The organism is Hyphomicrobium zavarzinii ATCC 27496 (assembly GCF_000383415.1).
In the GTDB taxonomy this organism is placed as follows: Bacteria; Pseudomonadota; Alphaproteobacteria; order Rhizobiales; family Hyphomicrobiaceae; genus Hyphomicrobium_C; species Hyphomicrobium_C zavarzinii.
The window spans coordinates 70,821-97,737 of sequence record NZ_KB911260.1; the positions used below are offsets into that span (position 1 = coordinate 70,821).

At 65.4% G+C, this 26,917-nt stretch carries 24 protein-coding genes; 19 read left to right on the plus strand and 5 right to left on the minus strand.

Annotated elements, in window-relative coordinates; translation table 11 throughout:
- Positions 1–218: 218 nt before the first annotated feature.
- From F812_RS25650 to F812_RS24375, 11 genes are all read left to right on the plus strand, one after another.
- Positions 219–2,111 (plus strand): SPOR domain-containing protein, encoded by a 1,893-nt coding sequence (locus F812_RS25650; RefSeq protein ID WP_156827492.1) that lies wholly within the window; start codon positions 219–221, stop codon positions 2,109–2,111.
- Positions 2,112–2,288: 177 nt separating this feature from the next.
- On the plus strand, positions 2,289–3,320 hold the full coding sequence (gene nagZ, locus F812_RS0116810) for a beta-N-acetylhexosaminidase (RefSeq protein WP_020087154.1): 1,032 nt from the start codon (positions 2,289–2,291) through the stop codon (positions 3,318–3,320).
- Positions 3,321–3,400: 80 nt separating this feature from the next.
- Positions 3,401–4,270: a segregation and condensation protein A gene (locus F812_RS0116815; RefSeq protein ID WP_020087155.1), complete on the plus strand. Its 870-nt coding sequence runs from the start codon at positions 3,401–3,403 to the stop codon at positions 4,268–4,270.
- Between the two features lie 108 nt (positions 4,271–4,378).
- Positions 4,379–5,260 (plus strand): SMC-Scp complex subunit ScpB, encoded by an 882-nt coding sequence (gene scpB / locus F812_RS24365; RefSeq protein ID WP_040498715.1) that lies wholly within the window; start codon positions 4,379–4,381, stop codon positions 5,258–5,260.
- Positions 5,261–5,391: 131 nt separating this feature from the next.
- A complete protein-coding gene (locus F812_RS0116825; protein WP_020087157.1) occupies positions 5,392–6,639 on the plus strand; it encodes an ABC transporter ATP-binding protein in 1,248 nt (415 codons plus the stop codon).
- A 233-nt stretch (positions 6,640–6,872) separates the two neighbouring features.
- Positions 6,873–7,088 (plus strand): twin-arginine translocase TatA/TatE family subunit, encoded by a 216-nt coding sequence (gene tatA / locus F812_RS0116830; RefSeq protein ID WP_026868213.1) that lies wholly within the window; start codon positions 6,873–6,875, stop codon positions 7,086–7,088.
- A 131-nt stretch (positions 7,089–7,219) separates the two neighbouring features.
- Positions 7,220–7,672: a Sec-independent protein translocase protein TatB gene (tatB, locus tag F812_RS0116835; protein WP_020087160.1), complete on the plus strand. Its 453-nt coding sequence runs from the start codon at positions 7,220–7,222 to the stop codon at positions 7,670–7,672.
- The gene (gene tatC / locus F812_RS0116840) at positions 7,672–8,484 is read left to right on the plus strand and encodes a twin-arginine translocase subunit TatC (RefSeq protein ID WP_020087161.1); all 813 of its coding nucleotides are present in this window, start codon (positions 7,672–7,674) and stop codon (positions 8,482–8,484) included. The genes tatB and tatC overlap by 1 nt, the downstream gene beginning before the upstream one ends.
- Before the next feature lie 141 nt (positions 8,485–8,625).
- Positions 8,626–9,909, plus strand: coding sequence for a serine--tRNA ligase (serS, locus tag F812_RS0116845; RefSeq protein WP_020087162.1), 1,284 nt, complete (start codon positions 8,626–8,628; stop codon positions 9,907–9,909).
- A 52-nt stretch (positions 9,910–9,961) separates the two neighbouring features.
- A complete protein-coding gene (surE, locus tag F812_RS24370) occupies positions 9,962–10,759 on the plus strand; it encodes a 5'/3'-nucleotidase SurE (RefSeq protein WP_020087163.1) in 798 nt (265 codons plus the stop codon).
- A 447-nt stretch (positions 10,760–11,206) separates the two neighbouring features.
- Positions 11,207–12,736 (plus strand): peptidoglycan DD-metalloendopeptidase family protein, encoded by a 1,530-nt coding sequence (locus tag F812_RS24375; protein WP_245257701.1) that lies wholly within the window; start codon positions 11,207–11,209, stop codon positions 12,734–12,736.
- A 73-nt stretch (positions 12,737–12,809) separates the two neighbouring features.
- Here the strand turns inward: F812_RS24375 and F812_RS0116860 are convergent, their stop codons facing one another.
- The gene (locus F812_RS0116860) at positions 12,810–13,688 is read right to left on the minus strand and encodes an ATP-binding protein (RefSeq protein WP_020087165.1); all 879 of its coding nucleotides are present in this window, start codon (positions 13,686–13,688) and stop codon (positions 12,810–12,812) included.
- Between the two features lie 288 nt (positions 13,689–13,976).
- On the opposite strand from F812_RS0116860, the gene yajC reads away from it, so the two are divergent.
- The 6 genes from yajC (at position 13,977) to F812_RS0116890 (ending at position 20,541) form a co-directional block, all read left to right on the plus strand.
- The gene (gene yajC / locus F812_RS0116865) at positions 13,977–14,321 is read left to right on the plus strand and encodes a preprotein translocase subunit YajC (protein WP_020087166.1); all 345 of its coding nucleotides are present in this window, start codon (positions 13,977–13,979) and stop codon (positions 14,319–14,321) included.
- A gap of 80 nt (positions 14,322–14,401) precedes the next feature.
- A complete protein-coding gene (secD, locus tag F812_RS0116870) occupies positions 14,402–16,030 on the plus strand; it encodes a protein translocase subunit SecD (RefSeq protein ID WP_020087167.1) in 1,629 nt (542 codons plus the stop codon).
- Between the two features lie 15 nt (positions 16,031–16,045).
- Positions 16,046–17,008, plus strand: a complete 963-nt coding sequence (gene secF / locus F812_RS0116875) for a protein translocase subunit SecF (RefSeq protein WP_020087168.1) — start codon at positions 16,046–16,048, stop codon at positions 17,006–17,008.
- Between the two features lie 29 nt (positions 17,009–17,037).
- On the plus strand, positions 17,038–17,412 hold the full coding sequence (locus F812_RS0116880; RefSeq protein ID WP_020087169.1) for an Mth938-like domain-containing protein: 375 nt from the start codon (positions 17,038–17,040) through the stop codon (positions 17,410–17,412).
- A 13-nt stretch (positions 17,413–17,425) separates the two neighbouring features.
- Positions 17,426–18,289: a squalene/phytoene synthase family protein gene (locus tag F812_RS0116885; RefSeq protein WP_020087170.1), complete on the plus strand. Its 864-nt coding sequence runs from the start codon at positions 17,426–17,428 to the stop codon at positions 18,287–18,289.
- A 47-nt stretch (positions 18,290–18,336) separates the two neighbouring features.
- Entirely contained in the window at positions 18,337–20,541 is a 2,205-nt protein-coding gene (locus tag F812_RS0116890) for an SGNH/GDSL hydrolase family protein (RefSeq protein ID WP_020087171.1), read from the plus strand.
- A gap of 26 nt (positions 20,542–20,567) precedes the next feature.
- Here the strand turns inward: F812_RS0116890 and F812_RS0116895 are convergent, their stop codons facing one another.
- A complete protein-coding gene (locus F812_RS0116895; RefSeq protein WP_020087172.1) occupies positions 20,568–22,400 on the minus strand; it encodes an ABC transporter transmembrane domain-containing protein in 1,833 nt (610 codons plus the stop codon).
- Between the two features lie 369 nt (positions 22,401–22,769).
- On the opposite strand from F812_RS0116895, the gene rpmE reads away from it, so the two are divergent.
- Positions 22,770–22,994: a 50S ribosomal protein L31 gene (gene rpmE / locus F812_RS0116900; protein WP_020087173.1), complete on the plus strand. Its 225-nt coding sequence runs from the start codon at positions 22,770–22,772 to the stop codon at positions 22,992–22,994.
- 141 nt (positions 22,995–23,135) lie between these two features.
- On the opposite strand, the gene rcdA is transcribed toward rpmE, so the two are convergent.
- The 3 genes from rcdA to F812_RS0116915 all read right to left on the minus strand — a co-directional run bounded on the left by rcdA (position 23,136) and on the right by F812_RS0116915 (position 25,754).
- Positions 23,136–23,702 carry a protease adaptor protein RcdA gene (gene rcdA, locus F812_RS0116905; protein WP_020665387.1) on the minus strand — a complete coding sequence of 189 codons (567 nt, stop codon included), beginning with the start codon at positions 23,700–23,702 and terminating at the stop codon, positions 23,136–23,138.
- 440 nt (positions 23,703–24,142) lie between these two features.
- Entirely contained in the window at positions 24,143–25,426 is a 1,284-nt protein-coding gene (locus F812_RS0116910; protein ID WP_026868215.1) for a hemolysin family protein, read from the minus strand.
- 130 nt (positions 25,427–25,556) lie between these two features.
- Complete coding sequence (locus tag F812_RS0116915; RefSeq protein WP_020087176.1) at positions 25,557–25,754, minus strand: DUF1192 domain-containing protein; 198 nt, start codon at positions 25,752–25,754, stop codon at positions 25,557–25,559.
- 148 nt (positions 25,755–25,902) lie between these two features.
- Between F812_RS0116915 and F812_RS0116920 the strand changes: the two genes are divergently transcribed.
- A complete protein-coding gene (locus tag F812_RS0116920; protein WP_026868216.1) occupies positions 25,903–26,910 on the plus strand; it encodes an NAD(P)H-quinone oxidoreductase in 1,008 nt (335 codons plus the stop codon).
- Positions 26,911–26,917 lie beyond the last annotated feature (7 nt).

Consider the following 26,917-nt stretch of genomic DNA (forward strand, 5'->3'; position numbering starts at 1 on the left):
TCTATCCGGCGCAAGGATCACGCGGGCCGAACCGGGGTTCCCAGACTGAGCCTGTGGGGCTCATGGGGATTACGGGCTAGGGGGACCATCTTGCGGCGAGTGGGGTACGGAATTGCGTTGGCTGGGGTGTTCAGCCGACGGTACAGTTCCGCCGACAGGACATTTGCCCAGGGCGCAGAGAACGCGTGCTCGGGGTGTGCGACGAGGGGTTCCGAGAGATGACACGGTATAGCAATCCTCTGCCGCATAATCCGGTGCCACCCAACCAGGTGCCGCATTCGCAGGGACGTCCCGCAGGTCAGAGCCCGCAGCCCGCTCACGCCCACATGCCGCATATGGACCACGAGCAGCCCGCATGGCCGTCGCAGGGCGTGCCGCGCACGGGGCGCCCGGCTGCGCAGCAGCCCTATGCCGACCAAGGCTATCAGCCGGAGTATCCGGCTCCCGCGCCGCAGGATCCCTACGCGGCCCTTCGCCCCGACGGGTACGGCTATTCTCAGCCGGCTCCCGCAGCGGACCCTTACGGTCTTGCCGGGTATTCGGCCCCGCAGCCGTCGGCCCCTTCGCAAGGCTACGGAGCCCGCCCGCCGCAGCAGCAGGCCCCTTCGCCGATGCCGCAGCCGTCCTATGAGCCCTATTCAGCCGCCGCCGATCCCTATGGCGCGAACGGCGGATATGGCTACGCCGGTCAGTCCAATCTGCAGGCTCCGCCGCCGTTCGGGGCTGCCCAGCCGCACGCGCAGCCCGCGCCTTCCGCGCCCGCCTTCGGCTCGTCCGGACACAGCTATGCCCAGCCTGCCGCGCCGCAGCCTCAGACCTCGCCCTACGGCGGGGGTTATGCGGCAGCACAAACCAATTCCTATGCGCCGCCTCGCGCGGAAGCGCCGCTCAATCCGCTGGCCGACCAGTGGGGCGCGCAGAGCCTCGCGCTCGATGCGCGGGATTATGATGGCCACGCCTACAGCGCTGGGGGCCTGAACAACGCGTTGCAGCAGGGTGCGGCAGGGCAGTGGGGCGGCGATCCCTACGGCGAGCCGCAGATGGAGCCGGATCTCGGCGGCCAAGTCTATCAGAACAACGCCCAGCAGCCGCACGCTTCGTTCGACCAGAGCTACGCCGAGGACGACGCGCAGTACGAAGAGGAGCCGCGCCGCTCGAGCTGGAAGAAAGTCGTCGCGCTGGTAGCGTGCACGGTGGCCGTGGGCGGTGTACTAACGTTCGCCTACAGCAGCATCATGGGGCCGAGCAACAACGGGCCGACGCCGCTCGTGAAAGGCGCGACGGGACCGACGAAGGTCAAGCCGTCGGAGCCGGGCGGCAAGCAGTTCGCCCATACGGACAGCAAGATCATGGGCCGCCTCGGGGAAGGCGCCGAGCCGGAAGCCGATGGCGCGGGTGTGCGCAAGGTTCCGGTGGTGGTGGTCGGACGCGATGGATCTATCCAGCCGCCGCCCGCAGCTCAACCCGCCGCCCCCCAGGACGAGCAGACACGCGCCGTGGTGGCCGTGCCCGGCCTCACGGTCATCGATGGTCTCGGCGGTGCGCCCGCGGGAGGACCTTCGCCGAACCGCCCTGTTACGCCACGCACGCAGCCGCAGCAGCAGGCTTCGCCGCCGGTGCAGATGGTGACGGCCTCGGACACAGATCAGCCGGTGGTGGTCGCGCCATCGCAGCAGGCTCCTAAAAAGGCCGCCAACCTGATCGCCAACGCCGCGCCGTCCGAAACGGGCGCCGTGCAGACCAAGGCGGTCGCGACGCCCAAGGCCGAGCAGGCGGCGCCTGCGCCGAAGAAGGAGAAGGTCGCCGCGGTGGCCGCACCGGCTGCCGTCAGTCCGCAGCCGACGGGAGCGGGCTACGTGGCCGTGCTCGCGTCCGTTCCCGCCTCGGGCAGCAGCCGCATCGACGCGCTGAAGCAGTTCGCCGACATGCAGCAGAAGTACGGCACCATTCTCTCCAACAAGACGCCCGACGTTCAGGAGGCCAACCTCGGAACCAAGGGAACGTACCACCGCCTGCTCGTCGGGCCGCCTGGATCGCGCGATTCCGCCAACTCGGTGTGCGCGCAGCTCAAGGCCGAAGGCTACAGCGGGTGCTGGGTCACCGCGTACTAGGCACGTGGACCTTTCGCTCCGTGACGAGCGGCCTGTGATCCGCTTCTGCAAGGCGGGACGGCGGATGCCGGAGACGGTCTCTCGTTATGGATGGCCGTTGGGCGTGGCCGGTGATCCTCCGTCCGCGAGATCCGGTCTCCGAGCCTCACATCCCTTTGCGAGGGCGAAACCTCAAACATGACATCAGCCTTCATCACCGGCGTTTCCGGCGCGACGCTTTCGGCCGACGAGGCGCGCTTTCTCAAGTCCGCCGCACCGGCCGGTCTCATCCTCTTTGCGCGCAATTGCGTGAGCCACGATCAGATCCGCCGTCTCGTCGGGGATGCGCGAGGCGCAGTCGGCAGCGACGATTTTCTCGTGCTGATCGACCAGGAGGGCGGGCGCGTGCAGCGTCTGCGTCCTCCGCTCGGGCGCGCGCTTCCTCCGGCGGATGCCTACGCGTGCCTCTACGAGGACGATCCGGCGTGCGCTTGCGATGCCGCTTTCCTCGCGGCGCGATTGCTGGCCGACGATCTCAGGAACCTCGGGATCAACACCGATTGTGCGCCTGTCGTGGACGTACCTGTGCCCGGCGCCCATGACATCATCGGAGACCGCGCCTACGGGCGGGAGCCGCGGCAAGTCGCGGCGCTGGCGCGGGCGGTCGCGGAGGGCTTCATGGCGGGTGGCTTGCTGCCCGTGATCAAGCACATTCCGGGGCATGGGCGGGCCATGGCGGACAGCCATCTCGAGCTTCCCGTCGTCACCGAAGCGCGTGCGGTGCTGTCTGCTACCGATTTCGCGGCTTTCAAGGCGGTTGCCGACATGCCGGCGGCGATGACGGCGCACGTCGTGTTCACGGCCATCGATGGCGCCCAGCCGGCGAGCACGTCGCGGACGGTGACGCAGGACGTGATCCGCGGCGAGATCGGCTTCGATGGGCTCCTGATGAGCGACGATCTCAGCATGAAGGCGCTTTCGGGCACGTTCCGGGAGCGCGCGGAGGGGGTGCTGAGCGCGGGCTCGGATCTGGCGTTGCACTGCAATGGGGTGCTCGCGGAGATGGAGGAAGTTGCGTCGGCCGTGCCAGTGCTGGCAGGCGATGCCCTGCGGCGGTTCGAGGCGGCTTTGGCCGTATTCCGGCGCAGGGAACCCTATGATTCGGGGCGCGCAGAGCAACAACTTGCGGTCGCACTGGGAACCGCAAGACGGCGCACTGAATCAGTGTAATCTGGCGAAAAGATTCCTATTTTGCGCTTGGACCTTGCGCGAAGCAGGACAGATCGCAGGGATTGGCGAGTGCTGGATCGATGATCGACGACGCTGGGCAGATGGGCGAAGGCGAGCAGGGCTGGGAAGCGCCCGATCGCGATCTCGCGCCCGCGGCGTCGGAAGCGCTCATCGTCGACGTGGCCGGTTTCGAGGGTCCGCTCGATCTGCTGCTCGCGTTGGCGCGCACGCACAAAGTCGACATCTCGAAGATCTCGATCCTGGCGCTCGTCGACCAGTATCTCGCCTACATCCACGAGGCGCAGCGGCTCAAGATCGAGATCGCGGCCGACTATCTGGTGATGGCAGCGTGGCTGACGTTCCTGAAGTCACGGCTGATCCTGCCGCGCGAGGAGAAGGCGGGCGACGAGCTTTCGGCGGAGGAGATGGCGCAGAAGCTGTCGTTCCGCCTGATGCGCCTCGAGGCGATGCGCCGCGCGATCGGCGAGTTGATGACGCGCAAGCGTCTCGATCGCGACGTGTTCCAGCGCGGCATGCCCGAGCAGACGCAGACGGTGAGTGAAGTGAAGTGGACGGCGGAGATCTACGATCTCCTCAAGTCCTATGCGGATCTGCGCCGGCGCACCATCAAGGTCACGCATGTGGTCAAGGCACGCCGCGTGTGGTCCATCAAGCAGGCGCGCACGAAGCTCGAAACCCTCGTCGGGCAGGCGATCAGCGATTGGGTGGAGCTCGATAGCTGTCTCAAGACGTATCTCGCTACCGTCGAGGAGGACAAGACGGTGCTCGCAAGCTCCTTCGGCGCGACGCTGGAAATGGCGCGCGAGGGCATGATCGATCTGCGCCAGGACGAGCCGTTTGCTCCGATCTACATGCGCAAGCGCGAAGCGGGCGCCGAATGGCAGCGTCTCGAGGTGGTTTACGGCGGATCTCAGCCCTCCGGCGCATGAGGCGCGGTGAGGATGCGAGAGGTTCGCTCCGCGTGATGAGCAAGGGTGGTTGCGGTTTTTCGAGTGGTGGTTCCAACGGCGATCTCACCCGGACATAAGGATGGCGACATGGTTCCGCCGAAACTGAGACTGGTGACCCGCGACGGGATCGAGGACGATCTTGCAGGCGATGAGCCCGAAGCGCAGGAGGCGATCGAGCTTGCGCGCGCTCTTTCCGAGGCGGACGCGGTGGAAGCCGGACGCGCGCCGAGGGCGGAGGATCGTCTCGCGGATCTGCGTATCGTGGAGGCGCTGCTGTTCGCCTCCTCGACGCCGCTCGACGAGGAGTGGCTCGCAAAGCATCTGCGCCACGGCAGCGACATCGGCGCGCTGCTCTCCGACATCAAGGCGCTCTATGCGCCGCGCGGCGTGAACCTCGTGCGCGTGGCCGGCAAGTGGGTGTTCCGCACGGCCGAGGACCTCGGCTATCTGCTGGAACGGGAGACGGTCGAGGAGCGGCGGCTTTCGCGGGCTGCACTCGAGACGCTGGCGATCATCGCCTATCACCAGCCGGTGACGCGCGCCGAGATCGAGGAGATCCGCGGCGTCACGACGTCGGCCGGTACGCTCGACATCCTGATGGAAGCGGGCTGGATCCGTCCGCGTGGACGGCGCCGCGCGCCGGGCAAGCCGCTCACCTACGGAACGACGGACAGCTTCCTCGCGCACTTCGGTCTCGACAGCGTGAAGGACCTCCCGGGGCTCGCCGATCTCAAGGCGCAGGGGCTGCTCGACGGACATCTCCCGCCGGGCTTCACGGTACCCGACCCGTCTATGGTCGCGTCCCTCATGCCGGACGAGCTTCCGCTCGAAGAGCCTGCCGAAGAGGAGCAGTCGCCTGAGGAGGATGAGGGCGAGGAGGCCGGCGCCGATCAGGAGACCGGCGACGAGGACGATGAGGCGGGCGCGCCATCCGCATCCGCGGATGGTCCGCCGGAGCCGCAAGACTAGTTTGAGGCTCTTTGGTGGGGGGTGGGCGGCTCCAATCGCCGGAACGGTGGCTATCCTCGCCCCGTGTCAATTCCAGCCCTTGATGTTAACGATCAAAGTCGGGAATGTTGCCTGCAGGTGATTGCCGGGGCATGGTCCGCTGCGAGGGTGGGGCGCTGCGGCGCACGCCTGGTCCGATCCGGCGCATCAAGCCGGCCATGAAGGTTTGCTCCCCCGTGGTACGCTGGTTGTTCAAGAGATCTCCGAAACCTCCGACGGAGCCCGCGCTGGCAGGGTCTCCGCGCGTGCGCGCAGGGGCGACGTTCGCGGCCCGCCTCTCGTTCGACGCCGTCACTAAGCGCTACGGTGAGCGGCTGGCGCTCGACGGGCTTTCGCTCGACGTAGAGCCGGGCGAGGTGGTGTGCCTGCTGGGGCCATCGGGATGCGGCAAGACCACGCTGTTGCGGGTGGCGGCCGGTATCGAGCGGCCGACCTCCGGGCGCATCCTCATCAGCGATATTGAGGTTGCCGGCCCCGCGCGCTTCGTGCAGCCCGAGGATCGCGGCGTCGGGCTGATGTTTCAGGACTTCGCGCTGTTTCCCCATCTCACCATCGTCGAGAACGTCGCGTTCGGCCTCAAGGCGCTGCCGCGAGAGGATGCGCGCCGGGAAGCCCTCCTGATGCTCTCGCGCGTGGGGCTCGAGCGCTACGCGGATCAATATCCGCACATCCTTTCGGGCGGACAGCAGCAGCGCGTTGCGCTGGCGCGCGCCATTGTTCCGCGGCCGGCCGTGATGCTCATGGACGAGCCGTTCTCGGGGCTCGACGTGCAGTTGCGCGACGTCATGCAGGAGGAGACGCTGGAGCTCCTCAACGAGACACGGGCGACCACGATGATCGTCACGCACGATCCGGAAGAGGCCATGCGCATCGGCGACCGCATCGCGGTGATGCGCGCGGGACGCCTCATCCAGACGGGCCGGGCGCAGGATCTCTATCATCGTCCCGCCGCTCTGTTCGTCGCGCGATTGTTCTCTGAGATCAACGAGATCACCTATCGGGTTGCGGGCGGGCGCATCTCGACGCCGATCGGATCGCTGCCGGCTGAAGGCGTCACGGAGGGGGCGCTTGCGACCCTCTGCGTCCGTGAGCGGGGTGTGGGGATCGTCGCGGCTCCATCCAACGGGAGCGGCTCCGCGCCGGGGCTCGCGGCACGGGTGCGGAGTGCCAAGTTCCTGGGGGATGCCGTGCGCTACGAGGTGGTCGCGGAGGGCTTCGATGAGCCCATCAACGTGCGGGCAAATGTGGGCTCGCCGTTCGAGAAGGGCAGCGAGGTGCGACTTCATATCGACCCCGGGCAGGTGCTCATCTTCCCGCCCTGTGCCGACAAAGTAGTTTAAATATCAGTATATTAATTCGCGGGCTTCTGCCCCGCCCTACGCTTGCGAGGGGGGTGGGTTTCTGCAATAGTGGGCCTGAGCCTATGCGACGCGTCGTGTGACGACGCGGGAGCGGGACGCTTGAGAAAGGTCAACCTCACAAGCGTACCAAGCTCTAAACAATTTAAGTCAGACCATCGCCTTAGCGCGGATCGTCAGGATCGCGCAGGCTCGTGGTCGAGAGGAGGCGTTTCATGGGGTTGAGTGCGACCCATCTGTTGTTGCTCTTGGTCATTGTCGTGCTGTTGTTTGGCCGTAACAAGATTTCGGACCTGATGGGCGACGTGGCACGGGGCATCAAGAGCTTCAAGAAAGGGTTGTCCGAGGACGAGCCTTCCGTGGCGGATCCCAAGGTGATCGACAACCCGGCACAGCACGCCGCCGAGCGCGACAAGTCGAAGGCGGGTTGACCGCGAGCAGGGGTTTCGTTCCTCTCGCGCAGTCTTTTTGCGAGACATGGGGCGTGAGCGGCCGCGGGTAAGCCGGATGGGTTCCGGCACCGCAGCTGCTCGAGCTTTCTCGCTTTTATCTGGACGTTCCGATGTTCGATGTCAGTTGGAGCGAGCTTCTCATCCTCGGCCTCGTCACGCTGATCTTCGTGGGGCCGAAGGAGCTGCCGCGCTTTCTCGGCACGCTCGGCAAGTATGCGGGCGTCGTCCGCCGCCAGGCCAACGAGTTCCGCAGCGTGTTCGAGCAGGCGATGCGGGAAGCCGAGATGGACCAGATCCAGAAGGAAATGCGGGATGTGCGCGACGGCGTGAAAGCCTCTCTCGACCAGGCGACGCGGTCGGTGGATGCCGTAAAGTCGGCCGCGCGGGTGGATAGCGGGACGCCTGCGGCCGCTTCCAAGCCGGTGAGCGCGCCGGAAGGCGAGCGCTCTATCGCGCCTCCGTCCTCGTCCCAAGAGACCGTACACGCGGCGGATCAGCCGGAGGCAGACGTTAAGTCCTCTCCGGAGAAGCCCGCCTCCGAGACCACGGCGGGGCAAGCCTGATGCAGGAGAGCCTTCCGCGTCCCGGACAAGACGATATCGACGCCTCGAAAGCGCCGCTGCTCGACCATCTGATCGAGCTGCGCCAGCGGCTCATCTACGCCGCCGTCGCCTTCTTCGCGATGTTCATCCTCTGCTTCACGATCGCACGGCACATCTACGACGTGCTGGTGTGGCCGTACGTCTGGGCGTCGGGCAGCGACCATGTCCGCCTCATTGCCACGCATTTCCTCGAGCAGATCTTCACGCACCTGAAGCTTGCGATGTTCGGCGCGGCCTTCCTTTCGTTCCCGGTGATCGCGGCGCAGGTCTACAAATTCGTGGCACCGGGTCTCTACAAGAACGAGCGCAACGCGTTTCTGCCGTATCTGATCGCGACGCCGGTGTTCTTCGTGCTCGGCGCGATGGTCGTCTACTTCATGGCGATGCCCATCCTGATCAAGTTCTCGATGGGGCTCGCCCATACGGCGAGCGAGGGCCCGGCAACGATCGAGCTGATGCCGAAGGTGTCGGAATACCTCTCGTTGATCATGACGCTGATCTTCGGGTTCGGGCTCTGCTTCCAGCTTCCGGTTGTGCTGACGCTCTTGGCGCGGGCCGGGATTGTCACGGCCGCTACGCTGCGGAGCGGGCGCCGGTTCGCCATCGTCGGCATTTTCGCCGTGGCGGCGGTGCTGACCCCGCCGGACGCGCTCAGCATGGTCATCATGGCGCTTCCGACCACGCTGCTCTACGAGCTTTCGATCCTGGCGGTTGCTTGGGTCGAGAAGAAGCAGGCGGCGGCCGAGGCCGGGCGCGACGTGGCTTCCAGCTAGCCTCCGGTCTTCGGACCGGGGGCCACCCCAACGCGACCTCTCCGTAAGCGCGCAGACGTGTCGCCTGGTCGTCTGGACCTCCGGCGCGCCCCGCCCTATAGGTCTCTCAGTTCACAACCGACTCTCGCCCGAGGCATTCCCGTGTTCGACATCAAGTGGATCAGAGACAACGCCGAGGCCTTCGATGCCGGGCTCAAAAGCCGTGGGCTCGAGCCGCTTTCGCCCAAGCTGATCGAGCTGGACGAGGCGCGCCGCCGCCACCTCGCCAAGCTCCAGGATGCCCAGAGCCGCCGGAATGCCGTTTCGAAAGAGATCGGCAAGGCGAAAGCCGCCAAGGACGAGGCCCTCGCGACCAAGCTCATGGCGGAGGTGGCCGAGCTCAAGGAGGTCATCCAGCAGGGCGAGGAGGAGGAGCGCGCGCTCACCAAGGCGGTGGACGATGCGTTGTCCGTCATCCCCAATCTTCCGCGTGAGGATGTTCCGCTCGGCAAGGACGAGACCGGCAACGTCGAGGTGCGCCGCGTCGGCACGCCGCGCGCGTTCGACTTCAAGCCCAAGCAGCATTTCGAGATCGGCGAGGCGCTGGGCCTCATGGATTTCGAGACAGCGGGCAAGGTGTCGGGGGCACGCTTTGTGTTTCTGAAGGGCGCTCTTTCGCGTCTCGACCGGGCCATCGGCTCGTTCATGCTCGACCTGCACACGACCACGTTCGGCTACACCGAGACGAACCCGCCGCTGCTCGTGCGGGACGACGCGGCCTTCGGGACCGGCAACCTGCCGAAGTTTGCGGAAGACCTGTTCCAGACGACCAACGGCTACTGGCTGATCCCGACGGCGGAGATCTCGCTCACCAACGTGGTCCGCGACCAGATTCTGGACGAGGCGCAGCTCCCGATCCGCATGACGGCGTGGACGCCGTGCTTCCGCTCGGAAGCGGGCGCGGCGGGGCGCGATACGCGCGGTATGATCCGCCAGCATCAATTCTCCAAGGTGGAGCTGGTCTCGATCACGACGCCGGAGGAGAGCCTCGCCGAGCACGAGCGCATGACCAATTGCGCCGAAGAGGTGCTGAAGCGGCTCGGGCTTCCCTATCGCACCATGCTTCTGTGCACGGGCGACATGGGCTTCGCCTCGCGTAAGACCTATGACCTTGAGGTGTGGCTGCCAGGGCAGGATGCCTATCGCGAGATCTCGTCGTGCTCGGTGTGCGGCGATTTCCAGGCGCGCCGCATGGGTGCGCGCTATCGCGCGAAGGGCAGCAAGGACGTTCGCTTCGTGCACACCTTGAACGGCTCGGGCCTTGCCGTCGGGCGCACGCTCGTCGCGGTGCTCGAAAACTATCAGCAGGCCGATGGCTCCGTCATAATTCCCGAGGCGTTGCAGCCGTACATGGGCGGGGCGACGAAGATCGAGAAGGCAAACTGAGGCGTTCCGCTTTCACCAGCAGAGCGGGACCGATTTGGAGATGGTACGTCAGATGCGCATTCTGATCACGAACGACGACGGAGCGGGCGCGCACGGTCTTTCGGTGCTGCATCAGATCGCGAAGTCGATTTCTGACGACGTTTGGATCGTGGCGCCAGAGACGAACCAGAGCGGGGCCTCTCACGCTCTCACGCTGCAGGTGCCGCTGCGCTATCGCGAAATCGGCGATCACGCGTTCGCGGTTCGCGGCACGCCCGCCGATTGCGTGATCATGGGCGTGAAGCATGTGCTGAAGGACAAGGCGCCGGATCTCGTGCTGTCTGGAGTGAACCACGGTTCGAACCTCGCGGAGGACGTGACCTACTCGGGCACCATCGCGGGCGCGATGGAGGGCACGCTGCTCGGCATCCGCTCGATCGCCATGAGCCTCACCATCGGCTTCGATCCGGAAGGCAGGCAGCACTGGAAGTCGCCGCTGGAGCACGGCCCGCGGCTGGTCGAGCAACTGCTCTCGGTCGATTGGCCGGAGAGCACGCTCATGAACATCAACTATCCGGATCTTGCTCCGGGCGATGTGAAGGGCGTGGCCGCAACCCGGCAGGGGCGCCGCGACCAGGGCGGGCTGCACATCCAGGAGCGCAGCGACACGTGGGGCGATCCCTATTTCTGGGTCGGCTTCGAGCGCCGCAGGGCCGATCCGCCGAAGGATTCGGATCTGCGCGCCATCGCCGACGGCTTCATTTCCGTAACGCCGCTGCATCTCAATCTCACGCACGAGCGTGCGCGGGATACCCTCGGCGGTGTGCTCTCGCTGGGCGGCGATAGGAACCGCCTCAAGGACGCGGGCTAGCGCGTCCTTCGCCGACCAATCGACGCTCATTTCTGTTTTGCCGAAGCCGGTGCGGGGGCATTGAACGCGAGACCGCATCTGCAACTTGCGCGATAAGGCCGCCAAGTCGCCGAGATTTCTCCGTCATCGCAGCACAATCGAAGCGTATGTGGGTATGCGTGCGGGGTCCGATTTACGGCATGCAGCCGGGCAGCCATCTCTCGATCCCTGTTCGTCTCTCAGGCGCGCCGTGGCGCGTGCGCCGGAGTGCATTTTAGGGGTTTGATTTACGTTCACGATGCGCGCGGGACCCGCTCACATCTCCGACGAATCAAGCCCAGAACGGGTTTGTGCCCCTCCGTTAAGGTTCTCTTAACTGGTTAAGGGTTACCTGGAGAGTGGGTATTCAGGGTGTGTGGCATGTTAAGTTCTTTGCGTAAATGTCATCAATCCTCCGGCGTTCAGGGATTGAGGATCGGTCTGATCTTCTCCGCCGCCGCGGCATTGGCGGGCTGCAGCGCCGACATTTCTCGTTTCGATCTTGGCAATCCCGAAGGGGCGCGCGCCCACTCCGATTACGCGCCCTCGGGCGGGGCAACGGGCCGCTCGGCTTCCTCCGAATTCGGCTCTGCCGGCTACGACCGCCCCAGCTATCGCGGCAACACCGTCGCGCGCTCCGAGCTTCCGCCCACGCCTCAGGCTCCTCTCACCACGAGCGCCATTCCGCCTCAGCAGCAGCAGCAGGCTCCCTACGGGGGCTATGGGCAGCAGCAGCGCCAGCCGAGCTATGGCTCGGATCAGCGCGCGCCGCAGTACAATGCGCAGCCGAGCCCGTCCTATTCGGGCGGATCGCAGTATGGCGGTGCAGCACCGTCGGGGCAGGTCGCGCCGATCGCCTCTCGCGATGCGGGCGGCGCCAAGGGCGACATGATCGAGGTGCGCCCGGGTGATACGCTTTACGGCATCTCGCGCCGTCACAAGGTCTCGCTCAACGAGCTGATGACCACGAACGGCCTGACCTCTCCCAACCTGAAGCCGGGCCAGCAGCTTTATCTGCCGGCCGGCACACGCGCGGCTGCGAGCGAGACGGCGCGTCCTGCGCGTGAGGATCGCTACCACACGTCCGCCGCTGCGGAACCGGCTCAGTCTGCGCCCGCCGCCGAGGCGCCGTCCGACTGGAACGGCAGCTACACGGTGCGTTCCGGCGACTCCCTCTATGCCATCGCGCGCCAGAACAACGTGAAGCTCGCGGAGCTCGAGCGCTACAACGGCATCCAGGATTCGCGGAAGGTGAAGCCGGGTACTGTTCTCAAGATTCCGGGTGGGGCCGCGCCTGCGGCTTCGCAGGTTGCGGACGCCGCGCCTGCCGCAGAGGCCCAGCCTTACCGCGAGCAGGCCCAGACGCCTGCGCCCGCGCCGGGAGCTGTGCGCCTGGGCGAGGCGACGAGTCCGCCGCCGACCTCGTCGTCGCAGCAGCCGATGCTGCTCAACGGGTCCAATACGCCTGCGCCGCCTGCTGCCGCGCCGAACGTCGAGCGGGTCGCGAAAGCGGAAACGCCGGGCGCTGCAAGCGATGCCGTCACTCCGGCTGCGTCGCAGAACGCAGGCTCGGTGGCCGGGTCACGGCTGCGTTGGCCGGTGGCCGGTAAGGTCATCAGCGGCTTCGGTCCGCGCCCCGACGGTACGCATAACGACGGCGTCAATCTCGCTGCGCCGATGGGGACCGACATTCATGCAGCCGAGAACGGCGTGGTGGCCTACTCGGGCGACGAGCTCAAGGGCTACGGCAACCTCGTGCTGATCCGCCACGACAACGGCTGGGTAACGGCCTACGCGCATGCCGACGAAATTCTCGTCAAGCGTGGCGACCGCATCAAGCGCGGCCAGGTGATCGCGAAAGCTGGCCGTACCGGCCAGGTGGATCAGCCGCAGGTGCACTTCGAGCTGCGCCAGGGGCAGAAGCCCGTCGATCCGACTCCGTTCATGGAGAGGCTGTAGATGAGGGCAGTGGGCAGCAGGGTGCTGCCCTGTCCTGCCCATCCCGCTCGCTGCTGCCTGTTGCCGGCTGCCCCTATAGCGGCAGCGTCTTGCCCAAGCGGCCCGCCAAATCCTGCGTGAACTGCCAGGCGACGCGGCCGGAGCGGCCGCCACGGGTGACGCTCCATTCGAGCGCCTCGCGCACGAGTTCCTCACGCGTGATCGGTAGACCGAAGTGCTCGGCATAGCCCGACACCATGGCGAGATAGTCGTCCTGGCTGCAGTTGTGGAAGCCGAGCCAGAGCCCGAAGCGATCCGACAGAGACACCTTCTCCTCGACCGCCTCGGACGGGTTGATCGCCGTGGAGCGCTCGTTGTCGACCATGTCCCGCGGCATCAGATGGCGGCGGTTGGAGGTCGCATAGAACAGCACGTTGGGCGGGCGCCCTTCGATGCCGCCGTCCAGGACTGCTTTCAGCGATTTGTAGCTCGTGTCGTCGCGGTCGAACGAGAGGTCGTCGCAGAAGACGATGAAGCGGTGCGGAGAGGCGCGTAGCGCGCCGAGGCAGGCGGGGAGCGTCGCGATGTCCTCACGATGGATCTCGACCAGCTTCAAGCCCGCAGCGCTGGCCCGATCCGCGAGGGAGGCCTCGACCTCGGCATGGATCGCCTTGACGAGGCTCGATTTGCCCATGCCGCGGGCACCCCAGAGAAGCGCGTTGTTCGCGGGAAGGCCTTCGGCGAAGCGGCGCGTATTGTCGAGGAGCTGGCGTGCCGAGCCGTCGATGCCTTTGAGAAGCGTTCGGGGAACGCGGTTCACATGGGGGACCGGCTGGAACGAAAGATTGGACGCTTGCCAGACGAAGGCGCCGGCGGCCTCGAAATCCGGGAGCGCGGGCGGGGGCGGCGCCAGCCGCTCCAGCGCGGCAGCGATGCGGTCCAGACGGGCCGTAAGGTCGGCTTCTTCACTCATGATCAGTTTTGGCCTTGAATTCCGGGCATATTCTTGCTGTCCGGGATGGGACGTGCCCCTACTGGCTGATCCCGGCCGTCCTCTATACTCCTGTCGGCTTTACCCAGGCCAGTGGGCGTGCTGACCCGGGCCACGTCCGGTGCTGCAAGGGTTGCAAAGCGGGCTCCGCCCACTATAGTCGCGGCCGATCTCAGGCGGACAGGCTTGCGGAGTTGATCCTCCGTCGAGGCTGGCCGCGATTCGCTTGTACGATCCGATATAGACGATCCCGACGAGGACCAGTCCCCTATGTTCATCTCTCCGGCCTATGCCCAGAGCGGCCCGATGTCAGACCCCTTCAGCGGTCTCCTCATTCCCATGCTGCTGATGGTGCTCATTTTCTATTTTCTCGTCATCCGGCCGCAAAGCCAGCGCCAGAAGCAGCACCGCGAGATGATCGAGCGCGTGCGGCGGGGCGATACGGTGGTGACCTCGGGCGGGTTCATCGGCAAGGTCTCGCGCGTGCCGGACAACTCCGACGAGATCGACGTCGATCTCAGCGATACGCTCAAGGTGCGGGTGCTCAAGAGCACGCTCCTCGACGTGCGCTCGAAGGGTGAGCCGGTCAAGGACGGCGGCACGGTCACGAAGTAATACGCTAGGCGCACGGAGGCGGGGCCGCGCGTGGTGCCCGTCTCGACGCGACAACGCTTACGGGAGAGGTTCGCTCCGTTATGCTGCACTTCGAGCGCTGGAAGATTTTCGCAATCGTCGCGACGTGTCTCCTCGGCCTGCTGTTCGCCTTGCCGAACTTCTTCTCGAAGGAGACGGTGGCTTCCTGGCCGAGCTTCATCCCGAAGCGGCAGATGCCGCTCGGTCTCGATCTTCGCGGCGGCGCTCATCTGCTGCTCGCGCTCGACCAGAACGAGATCCGCAAGGACTGGCTCGCGAACCTGCGCGAGGATTCGCGCAAGACGCTTCGCGAGGCGAAGATCGGCTTCTCGGCGATCGGTGTCTCCGGCGATGCGGTGCAGATTCGTCTCGTCAAGCCCGAGGACACGGAGACCGCGCTCAAGGAGCTGAAGAAGCTCGTGCAGCCGATCGGCAACGCCATTCTCGGCACCAGCGGAAACGACGTCGAGGTTGAGAAGGGGGCGGAACCGGGCCTGATCCTGCTGAAGCCCACTCAGTTCGGCATGCAGGAGCGTCTCTCGAATGCGGCCTCGGCCTCGATCGAGACCGTCAACCGCCGCGTGAACGCGCTAGGCACGGCGGAATCGACCGTGGTGCGCCAGGGGCGCGACCGCATCCTCGTGCAGTATCCGGGCCTCACCGACACCAAGCAGCTCAAGGATCTGATCGGCAAGACGGCAAAGCTGTCGTTCCACGCCGTGCATCCGACCATCACGGCCGAAGAGGCCAAGACGACGCGTCCGCCGATGGGCTATCGCGTCTATCCCGCCGCGGAGCGGGAAGCCGGTTTCGAGCAGGGCTACGTGCTCGCCGAGACGCCGGTGGTGCAGGGCGACGACCTCGTGGATTCGCAGCCCGGCTTCGACAGCCAGACCAACGCCCCGATCATCAGCTTCCGGTTCAATCAGTCGGGCGCTCGCAAGTTCGGCAACTTCTCGAAGGATCACGTGGGCGAGCCGTTCGCCATCGTGCTCGACGACACGGTGATCTCTGCGCCTGTGATCCGCGAAGCGATCCTCGGCGGCTCGGGACAGATCTCGGGCAACTTCACCGTCGAGAGTGCCAACAACCTCGCCATTCAGCTTCGCTCGGGCGCGCTGCCCGCGAAGCTCACCATCGTCGAGGAGCGCACCGTCGGGCCTTCGCTCGGCGCCGACAGCATCGAGGCGGGCAAGCTCGCGGGCATCGTCGGCCTGATCGCGACGGCCATTCTCACCATCCTGGCCTACGGCACGTTCGGCGTTTACGCAGTCATCGGCCTGCTCGTGCATGGCGTTCTCATTCTCGCTCTGATGTCGGTGATCGGCACGACGCTGACGCTGCCCGGCATCGCGGGCTTCGTGCTCACCATCGCCATGGCCGTGGACGCCAACGTGCTGATCTATGAGCGTATGCGAGAGGAGCTTCGCGCCGGCCGCACACCTATCGCGGCGATCGAATCGGGGTTCCAGCGCGCGTTCGTCACCATCCTCGACAGCCAGCTCACGACGCTGGCGGCGGCGGTGATCATGTTCTGGCTCGGCTCCGGTCCGATCCGCGGCTTCGCCGTCACGCTCACGCTCGGCATCATCACATCGGTGTTCGCGGCCGTGACCATCACGCGTCTGCTGGTTGCCATGTGGCTCAAGAATGCGAAGGCCAAGGGCCGCTCGCTCGTCGTTCCGATCTAAGGAAGGTCTCCCACAATGTTCCTTGTGCCCGACTTCAAGGGTAATGACTTCTTTCCCCACGGAACGCGTCTGCCGTTCATGGACTACAAGGGGCTGTGCGTCGCGCTCTCCATCATCGCGATGGTGCTCTCGTTCGGCATAATCATGATCAAGGGTTTCAATTACGGTGTCGATTTCAAGGGCGGCTCGCTGATCGAGGTGCGGGCGAAGTCCGGCAAGGCCGACATCGGCGTGATGCGCGACAAGCTTGCGACGCTCGGTCTCGGCGACGTGCAGATCCAGAGCTTCGGCTCGGAAGCCGACGCGCTGATCCGAATCGAGCAGCAGCCGGGCGAGGAGGAAGCTCAGCAGGCAGCCGCAAACAAGGTGCTCGATACGCTCGGCTCCGACTATGAGCAGCGGCGCATTGAGGTGGTGGGTCCTGCGGTTTCGAGCGAGCTTCGCACAACAGGCCTGATTGCGGTGCTCGCGTCGATCGCGGCCATCGTGACCTACGTGTGGTTCCGTTTCGAGTGGCAGTTCTCGGTCGGCGTGGTGCTCGGCCTCTTCCACGACGTGCTGGTGACGGCCGGCATTTTTTCGCTCTTCCAGCTCGCGTTCGATCTCTCGATCGTCGCGGCTCTGCTCACCATTCTCGGCTACTCGGTGAACGATTCCGTCGTGGTCGCGGACCGAATTCGAGAGAACTTGCGCAAGTACAAAAAGATGCCGCTGACGGAGCTGCTCAACCTCTCGATCAACGAGACGCTGTCGCGCACCATTCTCACGGGCGTGACGACGATCGCGGTGCTGTTCGCGCTATTCTTCCTGGGCGGCGAGGTGATGCAGAACTTCACGTTCGCGATGCTGTTTGGCGTGATCATCGGCACCTACTCGTCGATCTTCATCTCGGCGCCGGTCATCGACTATCTCGGCATCAAGCGCGACTGGAGCGACGAAACGCAGAAGGCGGCCGCCGGAACGCCCGCGCGGCCCTAGCTGGCTCGGTTCTGGGGTAGGCGGCCCAAATGGGTTATCAGGCGCATCTGCCCCGGCAGGTTCCGATCGAGGCTTACGGCAACGGCGGCTTCCGCTTCGGCGGCATGAGCCACAAAGGGTCTCTCCTGTGCCTGCCCTCCGGCATCTGGGGCTGGCAGGCGACGTCGGTCGAGGGGCTCGATCAGGAGGCGCTGGCGCCGGTGCTCGGGCTTGGGGGCGGGCTGTCGTTTCTTCTGCTCGGGACCGGGCGGGCGCTCGTGCGGCCGAGCCGTGAAATCCGCAAGCTGTTCGAGGATGCTGGGCTCTGGCTCGAGGTCATGGATACGGGGGCCGCGGCGCGAACCTACAACGTGCTGCTCGCCGAGGGGCGCGTGATCGCGGCGGCGCTGATCGCCGTCGAATAGGAAAGCATCGTCCATGAGCGCGGCCAATCCGCTCGCAGATGCCGAGGCGCCCGTTCTTTCCGTTCGCGACGCGGCGCGCGAGCACGAGCAGGACCGTTATCTTTCAGCGCTGCTTGCACCGCCTCGCGCGCGCGACGACCTCGTGGTGATTGCCGCTTATCTCGGAGAGCTGCGCCGTATTCCGCTCATCACGCGGGACGCGGCGATCGGAGAGATCCGGCTTCAGTGGTGGCGCGATACGCTGGCCCAGGCGGGCGCCGTGAGCGGGCATCCCGTGGCGGATGCGATGAACGCGCTCGCCAGTCGCCGCTCGCTTCGCCGTGAGTTGGTGCTGGCGCCGCTCGAAGGTGTTTCGCGGGAGCTCTACGAGGACGGCATTCCCGATGCGCGCGAATTCGATCTCTACGCCGAGGAGACGGAGGGTGCGGCAATTCGGCTCGCGCTTTCCGTGCTGGGCGAGGGAGGCGCGCAGAATTCGGAACGGGCGGTCGATTCTGCGGGGCGGGCGCTGGCTTTGACGCGGCTTGCCCTCACCTTGCCACAGCATGTTGCGCATGGTCGTCTGCCGCTTCCCGAGACGGTTTTGAATGGGGTCCGCGATCCGCGGGGAGCCCCGCAAAACGAGGCGCGGGAGGCCATGGGAACGTTATCGGTGCGGCTTGCAGACGAGGCGCAGGCCTCGCTCAAACAGTTCAGGGACGTGAGGGGACGCGTCAGCGCAGCAGCGATGGCCGCGTATCTGCCGCTCTCGCTGATCGAGCCGTACCTGCAGGCGCTCCGTAGACCGAAACGGGACGCTTTGCTGGAAGTCGCGGATATTTCTCCGCTTTCGCGTGTCACCAGACTGTGGTTCGCTCATTGGAGGGGCCGCGTTTAGCCTGCCGGTGTCGTTGGCGGGCGAGATCATCGGGATCGTTGACGGGCATGCTTCGTTTCATCGCTTCATCAGCCATCGGTTTCGCTCTCGCGGCCGGTCTCGCCATTTCTGAGCCTCCTGCGGCCGGAGATGACGCGGGGGCCGTCACCATCGCTCAGTGGGGCCAGAGCGCTCCCGTGGAAAGCGAAGGACGCGCGGACCCGCGAGCATCGCCCGATGCGCAGGTGTCTCCCGATCCGCAAGTATCGCCCGATCCTGGAGTGCCGAACGATCCGGCGCCGCCGGGAGGCCCGTCCGTCGGCCAGGCGGTGGATCCTTACGTCGTGCCCGCGCCGTCCGGGGCCACTCCAAACGCCTTGCCTCTGCCGGCCGATCCGGCGACGCCCGGCATCGACGAGCTGATGCAGCTTGCTTCGGTCGAGATCGAATGGCGGGTCGAGAATCCGTTCCGCTTCTTCGCCGATCCCAAGGACACCGAGGTTCATCGCGCGACCTATCTCGCGCTTTCGCCCGAGCAGCGCGACGCGGCACCAGTCCTCGCGGCCGAGCATGCACTGAGCCGGCGGCATGACGACGGCTGGGCGGAGAGCATGTTCCGCAAGACGTGCTGGGCGGGACCGCGCAACAGGCACGTCTGCCCAGACAAGAGCGATTACGTCAATCCGGATCGCCATCGCGTGGTGGTCTCGCTCAAGGGCATGCCGGAGCCGACCGTCGATTGCCGCTGGTTCTCGTCGGCCCTCGGCGGCGGCGACGGTGGCGAGAACGTGATCACGCAGGCTTGCGGTGAGCCGCTCACGCTGACAGCACCCTATCCGCATGGGCTTTCCGTGCGCGTGGAGGTGGGCGGCATCACGGTGGCATCGACCGAGATCAAGGTGCGAGACATCTTCGTGGTGGGCATCGGCGACAGCTTCGGCTCGGGTGAAGGCAATCCGGATGTGCCCGTGCGCTTCTCGCCCGAGCGGACCATCGCCTACGGCAAGGGCGAAGGAACAGGCGACCTCACCGGATATCCGGCGCGCGTAGGCGCGTGGAAGCAGGTGGGCGACGACGAGTTCGTGAAGGAGAACGCGCGCTGGCTGGATCAGGCGTGCCATCGCTCGCTCTATTCGTATCAGCTCCGCGCGGCGCTCGAGCTTGCGGTGGAGGATCCGCATCGGGCTGTGACGTACACGGGGTTCGCCTGCTCGGGCGCCGAGGTCACGTGGGGACTGTTCCTGCGCTACAAGGGCAACGAGTGGGTGCCGCGTCCGCCGGACCTTTCGCAGATCTCGGCCGTGGCGGATGCGCAGTGCGGAAAGCGTGAAGCTCCGTTGCAGGACATGCCGGAGGCGTTCCACATGAAGGGCACGATCTCCGAGCTGCAAGGCGGCCTCGTGCTCAATAAGTGCCCGGTGGATCAATCGCGCAAGATCGATCTTCTGATGATGTCCATCGGCGGCAACGACGTGGGCTTTGCGCGTCTCGTCGCGAACGCGGTGCTATCGGACTCCTCGCTGGTGCGCAGCCTGGGCGGCTGGTTCGGCCAGGTGCACGGAAACCAGGAGAGCGAGGCGCTGCTCGACCGGCTCGACGAGCGCTACAAGGCCATGAACCGCGCGGTGCACGGCATTCTGCACATCCCCTGGGACGAGAGCGACCGCGTCATTCTCACGGCCTATCCTCCGTTCGCGCTTCTCGACGATGCGGGCGCCATGTGCCCGGACGGAACGGCGGGCATGGAGGTGTTCAACGAGTTCGCGATCACGCAGAAGGCGGCGCTATCGAGCGCGTGGCTCGCCGACAAGCTCGACCAGGTGATGGAGAAGAGCGCGCACACGCACGGCTGGACGTTCGTCGAGGGCCATCGCAAGACGTTCGTGGGACGGGGGCTGTGCGCGGGGCATACGAACGGGCTCGGCTCGATTGCGGATGACCTGCGGCTGCCACGCCGCCATGGGGACGTCTGGGTGCCTTACAACCCCGCGCATTACGAGGCTTACGCGGCGCGCCAGCGCTGGTTCCGCACACCGAACGATGCGTTTTTGACCGGCAACTTCCACGTCGCCGGGTCGGTGATGCAGAAGGTGCTCAAGCTGCAGAGCTTCTCATGGTTCCAGGTGCTACTGGCCTCCACCTACTCGGGTGCGTTCCATCCCACGGCCGAAGGACATGCGGCGATCGCGGATTCTGTGGTGCAGAAGGCGCGTGAGGTTCTGAAGCGTCACGGGCAGCAATCGGCCGCCGCTTTCGGGGCGACGGCGCAATAGCGTCTCCGTCCCGGCGATAGAGCTTGCTATTCGGCTGCTTCGCTGCCGAACTGCAATTCGGAAAGGCGCGCGTAGAGGCCGCTCCGCTGCACAAGCTCACGATGGGTTCCGCTTTCGACGATGTGGCCGTTGTCGAGCACCAGGATGCGATCGGCGTTCTGCACCGTGGAAAGCCGGTGAGCGACGACGATGGTGGTGCGACCCTTGGTTAGGGCGTCGAGCGCGCGCTGCACGGCCAGCTCGTTCTCGGTGTCGAGGGCGCTGGTCGCCTCGTCCAAAAGCAGGATCGGCGCGTTCTTGAGAATGGCGCGGGCGATGGCGATGCGCTGGCGCTGGCCGCCCGAAAGCGAGACCCCGCGCTCGCCGAGGCGGGTTTCGTATCCTTGCGGAAGCGCGCGAATGAAGGCGTCGGCCTGGGCGGCAACGGCGGCGCGGACCACGTCCGTCTCGGCCGCATTGGGTGTGCCGTAGCGGATGTTCTCGATCACCGTATCGGCGAACAGAGCCACCTCCTGCGGGACGAGGGCGGTGGTGCCGCGCAGCGCATCGAGTGCGAGGTGGGAGATGTCGATGCCGTCGATCAGGATCTGCCCGCTCGCCGGATCGTAGAAGCGCAGGATCAGGTTGAGGACGGTCGATTTGCCGGCGCCGGAGGGACCGACGAGTGCCACGCGCTCGCCCGGCGCGACGCGGAACGACACGCCGTCGAGGGCCGGGGCATTCGTGCGTCCGGTGTAGGCGAAGCGCACGTTGCGGAATTCGATCTCGCCTTTCACCGGCAGAGGCAGCGGCACCGGATTTGCCGGCGACTTGATCTCGGGCTCTATGGTGAGGAACTCGGTGATGCGCTCAGCGGCGCCTGCGGCCTGCGTGGTCTCACCCCACACCTCCGACAGCTCTCCGAGGGCGCCGGCCGCGAACAGCGCGTAGATTACGAACTGGCTGAGGCGTCCGCCGCTGATCTCTCCGCTGATGACGGAGGACGCGCCGTACCAAAGTACGCCGACGATGCTCGAGACGACGAGCAGGATGACGAGGCCGGTGAGGCCGGCGCGCGCCATCATGCGCTCGCGCGCGGCGGTGAACGAGCGCTCGACGGAGGCGGCGAAGCGGCCGGCGACGGCGCCTTCATGACCGAACGCCTGCATGGTGCGGACGGCGGCGAGGTTCTCCGCCGCGTAGGCCGAAGCTTCCGCCAGGGTATCCTGGGCGCGGCGCGACAGGCGGCGGACGACGCGTCCGTAGCCGATGAGAGGAAGCACGATGACGGGGATGGCGATCAGCACGAGCAGCGACAGGCTCGGGCTCGTGATGATCATCATCACGAGCGCGCCGATCAGCATGATGGCGTTGCGGAGCGCCTGGGAGATAGAGGAGCCCGCTACCGCCTTAACCTGGGTGGTGTCAGCGGTCAGGCGGCTCATCACCTCGCCGGAATGCGTGCGCTCGTAGAAGTCCGGTCCAAGGCGGGCGAGGTGGGCGAACACGTCGGCGCGCAGATCGGCCACCACGCGCTCGCCGATCCAGTTGACGAGATAGAAGCGGGAGGCGCTGGCGATCGCGAGCACGAGGCCGATCGCGATCATCATCATGAAATACTGGTCGATCATCCCGCCGTCGCGGGCGCCGAAGCCATTGTCGATCATCCGGCGGACGGCCATCGGCACGGCGAGCATGGCGCCAGCCGAGAGGACGAGGGCAACGGCTGCGCCGGCCAGGCGGCCGGGGTGGCGGAGCAGATAGGGCTTGAGAGCGAGGAGGGGCCGCAGGGACGCGCGCCCGGAGGCCGGCGTTTCGTCGGTGGAGGTGGTATTGGCGGGCAGGGGAGTTCCACCCCGCGCATTTTCACTTGAGCTCAAATCTCGGTCTTTCGCGTTGGGCGTTTCCCGTCGCACCTCTTTGGGTGTCTTTCGTTAAGCGGGACCATGCGGGACGCAGGCCCCTGGCGTCAACGCCATCCGGTTGCCTGAAACGGAATGCCGCGTTTCTCAGGCCCATGGCGAACGTTAAGGGAGAAAACGGTTGGGAACCCTTGATTTTGAGCAAGTTAGAACCCCTCAGTAGGGCGCTTTTTCGATGCTTGTGCGGGCCGGGCATCTCGACTATAGAAGCGCATCCAGAAATTCGGGGTCGTGCCGTGTCGGGCATTCCGCCGCTTTTGGGCGTTGCTGCGCGCATATCTGCGCAGTTCCCTGCCCTCCGGCCCCATTTTGCAGCGAGCTACGGTCATGAAGAAAGACGCCGATCTGCATCCCGATTATCACCAGATCACGGTCAAGATGACCGATGGGACGCAATTCGTTACCTACTCCACCTACGGCAAGGAGGGCGATGAGCTGCATCTCGACATCGATCCCACCTCGCATCCGGCTTGGACGGGCGGCGATCAGCGCCTGATGGACCGCGGTGGCCGTCTGTCGCGCTTCAAGAAGAAGTTCGAAGGCATTTTCTAAGCCTCGGAGCGCGCGGGGCAGGGGCGAAGGCGCCCCTCGCTTCCTGTGGCGCGTTGCCGCGGGGCTAGGTTTCAAGTCCGAAAAAACAAAAGGCCCGGTTTTCGCCGGGCCTTTTTGCATTTGGGTTACCGGCCTCGAGCCTCAGCGAGCCGAGGCCGTGCGCAAGCCGCTCGCGAAGGCGCGCTCCAGCGTGTTGAGCTGGGAGGCGACGGGGTTCACGGGCGCTTCGGCTTCCGTTCCTGTCTGCTGCTGCGGCAGCATCGCGCGATCGAGCTGCACGATGCGATCGTGGAGCATGAAGCTCGCGTCGATCAGGTCGCGAAGCCCCTGCGGCAGGTCTGCGAAGCCCTTGGTGTGCGCGGGACGGCCGAGCGTCTGCAGCTTGACGCGTGCGCGCTTGGCTTCTGCTTCCTCTCTCGTGATCTCGCCTTCCTTGAGGGCGCGGCGGATCAAGAGCCAGGATGCGAGTTCCAGCAGGCGCGTCGTGAGGCGCATGCTCTCGGTCGCATAGAGGACGGTGATCTGGCTGGGGAGACCCTTGGACTCGCGGCGTCCTTCGCCATCGAGATAGGCGGCCGATCGCTCGACCAGGGCCATGCCTTCGGAGAAGACTTTGTCGAACTGCTCGGAGGCCTGGAAACGCTCTCCGAAGGAGACCGTCTCGCCCTTGCTCGCGAACAGGCTTTCTACGCGGGAACCGTTGTTCATCATACGCTTCGATACAAACGCCTACACATTGGTCACCATAGCATCGATAGATCCTAAGAGGCCAGGGTTAACAACTTGGCCAAGAAGGGGACAACGCGATGCGCGCGATCCATGTCCGGATCCTTGCAAGAGCCGCGCCGGAAAAAAATGAGCCGCCTCACGGCGGCTCAGAAGTCAACAGGGAGGCGTCAAACAGGGTGGCTAGGCACCACCCAGGATCCAGATATCTGGATGACGAGGACGATACGCCCCGTTCCCTAACGAAGGCTTAATGATTGACGAATTCCGAATCGTTTTTGCATTCACGTTTGCGGGGCACCTGTGGGTAAACGTTTTGCTTCAATGTGAGACAACGACGGCAGTGCGTGTCTCTCGCACGGCAGCCCGTGCCGAATGCCTGCACAATCGAGCATAAGGCTCGCCACGTCTCACGGCGGATGTCAGACGGTTTCGGGCACCATGCGGGAAGCCAGCACCTTGTCGATGCGCCGCCCGTCGAGATCCACGACCTCGAACAGCCAGTTTCCGGACCGGATCTTCTCACCCGTCTTGGGAATGTGCTGCAGCTCGGCGAGCACCAGTCCGGCAACCGTCGCGTAGGGGCGCCGTTCCGGCAGAGGGAAGCCCAACAGATCCGCCATCTCGTCGGCAGGCATGGAGCCAGAAAGCAGCCAGGAGCCGTCGTCGCGCTGGGTGGCGTTCGGCTCTTCGGAATCGGATTTGAACACGCCCACGATCGCCTCGAGGACGTCTGCGGGTGTCACCAGCCCCTCGAAATGTCCGTACTCGTCGTGAATCAGCGCGATGGGCACGTCGGCCTCGCGGAGCACATTCAACGCGTCGAGCGCATCCATGGTCTCTGGGATTATCGGCACCTTGCGCAGGTGGCTGCGGATGTCGAGCGGCTTGCCTGCCAGGATGGCGGCCAAGAGCTCGCGCGTGCGCACGATGCCGACGAGCTGATCGACCGAGCCTTCGCCGACGGGGATCAGCGAATGAGGCGTCTCGATCAGTTGTTCGCGGATCTCGTGAGTCGACAACGAGATGTCGATCCAGTCCACATCCGTGCGCGGCGTCATGAGGCCCACGACGGTGCGGTCGCCGAGACGCATCACGCCGGAGATCATCTCGCGCTCATGGGATTCGAGCACGCCTGCGGCTTCCGCCTCGGCGATCACGATCGAAATTTCCTCGTCGGATACCTGGCTTTCGTTCGCTTCTTTCTGTCCGAAGACGCGGAACACGAGGCGTGTCGACGTGTCGAGCAGCCATACGGCCGGTCTCGCCAGGCTCGAGAAGGCGGCCATAGCTGGGGCGACGGCGCAGGCAATGCGCTCGGCATTGCGCAGCGCGATGTTCTTCGGAACAAGCTCGCCGATGATTACGGAGAGATATGTGATGACGGCAATGACGGTGCCGTAGCCGAGAGGCGCGGCCACAGCATCCGGGAGGCCGGCTTCGCGTAGCGCGGTGTAGGCATATTCACCGAAGGTTTCGCCCGAGTAGGCGCCGTTGATGATGCCGATCAGCGTAATGCCGATCTGCACGGCAGAGAGGAAGCGGCCGGGATCTGCAGACAAAGCTAGGGCGCGTTTGGCGCCCGGATGGCCGGATGCGGCCAAAGCCTTCAGTCGGGGTTGGCGGCTCGATACAACCGCAAGTTCAGAAAGAGCAAAGAGGCCGTTGAGTAGGATCAGGGCCGTAACAATCAGAAGTTCGGTCACTTTGTTTGCGGCCGTCGATGTGCATCGAGGCCACTCCATGTTGCGAAGGGGGCGGATGCTATCGGCCTGGCGCGCCCCGGTCAATGCGGGTCAGTGCGGATGCTTCGGGGCGTCCGAGCCCGGCTTTTTCTCAACTTCCTGGTTTTTTGAACAGTGCGGCGGCCGCGTTCTCGTGGGCACGCTTGCGCGCAAGCTCGGCCTTCACGCGCTCGATTTCCGCCTCCAGCGCCGCGATACGGCTCTCCAGCTCGGACACGGAGAATGTCTCCAGATTGTTGCCGATACTTGCGGATTTCGGCGGTGCGGGCCTTGCGTCGTCCCAGTCCATGTCGGTCGCTCCCGGTCGCACTTTCTCTCACTTTGGGTTGAACGTGTCATTTTCGCCGTCCCGTCTCAAGCACCTCTGCTTGTAACCCTGCGCGCGCTCGGGCAGGTATGGCGCATCATCGACGTTCTTCTGCCGGAGTTTCCAAGACATGAGCGCACTGCCCGAAACCATGACCGTCATCGCCATCGCGGGCAAAGGTGGACCCGAGGTGCTGACCGCGGAGCAGCGCCCTGTTCCTTCGCCCGGCGCGGGACAGGTGCTGATCAAGGTGGAAGCGGCGGGCGTGAACCGTCCGGACGTGCTTCAGCGCAAGGGGCTCTATCCGGCGCCCAAAGGACATTCGGAGCTGCCGGGGCTCGAGGTTGCGGGAACTATCGCGGCGCTGGGAGAGGGTGCGTCGCGCTTCAAGATCGGCGACCGCGTCATGGCGCTGCTGAACGGCGGCGGCTATGCGGAGTACGCTCTCGCGGAGGAGCCTGCGACACTTGCCGTTCCCAAGGGCGTCTCCATGGTCGAGGCCGCAGCCATTCCGGAAACGTTCTTCACGGTCTGGCACAACGTGTTCGAGCGCGGCGGGCTCAAGAGCGGAGAGTGGTTCCTGGTGCATGGCGGATCGAGCGGCATCGGCGTGACGGCGATCCAGCTTGCGGCGGCGCTCGGCGCCAAGGTGATCACGACGGCGGGCTCCGCAAAAAAGTGCGAGGCGTGCGTTGCGCTCGGCGCAGAGCGCGCGGTTGACTACACGCAGGAAGATTTCACCGAGGTGGTGAAGGCGGAGACGCAGGGGCGCGGTGTCGATGTCATCCTCGACATGGTGGGCGGCGATTACGTGGACCGCAACATCCGCTCGCTCGCCGACGACGGGCGTCTCGTCAACATCGGCTATCAATCGGGCTCGAAAGTCACCGTCGACATGATGCGCGTGATGCTGAAGCGGCTGACGCTGACCGGCTCGACGCTGCGCATCCGTCCGACGGAGATCAAGGGTGCGATCGCGCGCAGTGTTGAGACACATGCTCTGCCGCTTGTGGAAAGCGGCAAGGTGCGTGTGATCGTGGACAGCACGTTTCCGCTTTCCAAGGCAGCCGAGGCGCATGCGCGGATGGAGACGAGCCAGCACATCGGCAAGATCGTGCTTACGGTGGCGGGCGCCTAGGCCGTCG

Bases quoted from the DNA above. Each gene is read 5' to 3' on its own strand.
- F812_RS0116880 (WP_020087169.1), top strand. From the start codon at position 17,038: ATGGGTTATCAGGCGCATCTGCCCCGGCAGGTTCCGATCGAGGCTTAC.
- F812_RS0116860 (WP_020087165.1), bottom strand. From the start codon at position 13,688: ATGAGTGAAGAAGCCGACCTTACGGCCCGTCTGGACCGCATCGCTGCC.
- F812_RS0116825 (WP_020087157.1), top strand. From the start codon at position 5,392: ATGGTCCGCTGCGAGGGTGGGGCGCTGCGGCGCACGCCTGGTCCGATC.
- rpmE (WP_020087173.1), top strand. From the start codon at position 22,770: ATGAAGAAAGACGCCGATCTGCATCCCGATTATCACCAGATCACGGTC.
- tatA (WP_026868213.1), top strand. From the start codon at position 6,873: ATGGGGTTGAGTGCGACCCATCTGTTGTTGCTCTTGGTCATTGTCGTG.
- F812_RS0116890 (WP_020087171.1), top strand. From the start codon at position 18,337: ATGCTTCGTTTCATCGCTTCATCAGCCATCGGTTTCGCTCTCGCGGCC.
- tatC (WP_020087161.1), top strand. From the start codon at position 7,672: ATGCAGGAGAGCCTTCCGCGTCCCGGACAAGACGATATCGACGCCTCG.
- yajC (WP_020087166.1), top strand. From the start codon at position 13,977: ATGTTCATCTCTCCGGCCTATGCCCAGAGCGGCCCGATGTCAGACCCC.
- F812_RS0116815 (WP_020087155.1), top strand. From the start codon at position 3,401: ATGATCGACGACGCTGGGCAGATGGGCGAAGGCGAGCAGGGCTGGGAA.
- tatB (WP_020087160.1), top strand. From the start codon at position 7,220: ATGTTCGATGTCAGTTGGAGCGAGCTTCTCATCCTCGGCCTCGTCACG.
- secF (WP_020087168.1), top strand. From the start codon at position 16,046: ATGTTCCTTGTGCCCGACTTCAAGGGTAATGACTTCTTTCCCCACGGA.
- F812_RS0116920 (WP_026868216.1), top strand. From the start codon at position 25,903: ATGAGCGCACTGCCCGAAACCATGACCGTCATCGCCATCGCGGGCAAA.
- F812_RS25650 (WP_156827492.1), top strand. From the start codon at position 219: ATGACACGGTATAGCAATCCTCTGCCGCATAATCCGGTGCCACCCAAC.
- nagZ (WP_020087154.1), top strand. From the start codon at position 2,289: ATGACATCAGCCTTCATCACCGGCGTTTCCGGCGCGACGCTTTCGGCC.
- F812_RS0116885 (WP_020087170.1), top strand. From the start codon at position 17,426: ATGAGCGCGGCCAATCCGCTCGCAGATGCCGAGGCGCCCGTTCTTTCC.
- F812_RS0116915 (WP_020087176.1), bottom strand. From the start codon at position 25,754: ATGGACTGGGACGACGCAAGGCCCGCACCGCCGAAATCCGCAAGTATC.
- surE (WP_020087163.1), top strand. From the start codon at position 9,962: ATGCGCATTCTGATCACGAACGACGACGGAGCGGGCGCGCACGGTCTT.
- rcdA (WP_020665387.1), bottom strand. From the start codon at position 23,702: ATGAACAACGGTTCCCGCGTAGAAAGCCTGTTCGCGAGCAAGGGCGAG.
- secD (WP_020087167.1), top strand. From the start codon at position 14,402: ATGCTGCACTTCGAGCGCTGGAAGATTTTCGCAATCGTCGCGACGTGT.
- scpB (WP_040498715.1), top strand. From the start codon at position 4,379: ATGGTTCCGCCGAAACTGAGACTGGTGACCCGCGACGGGATCGAGGAC.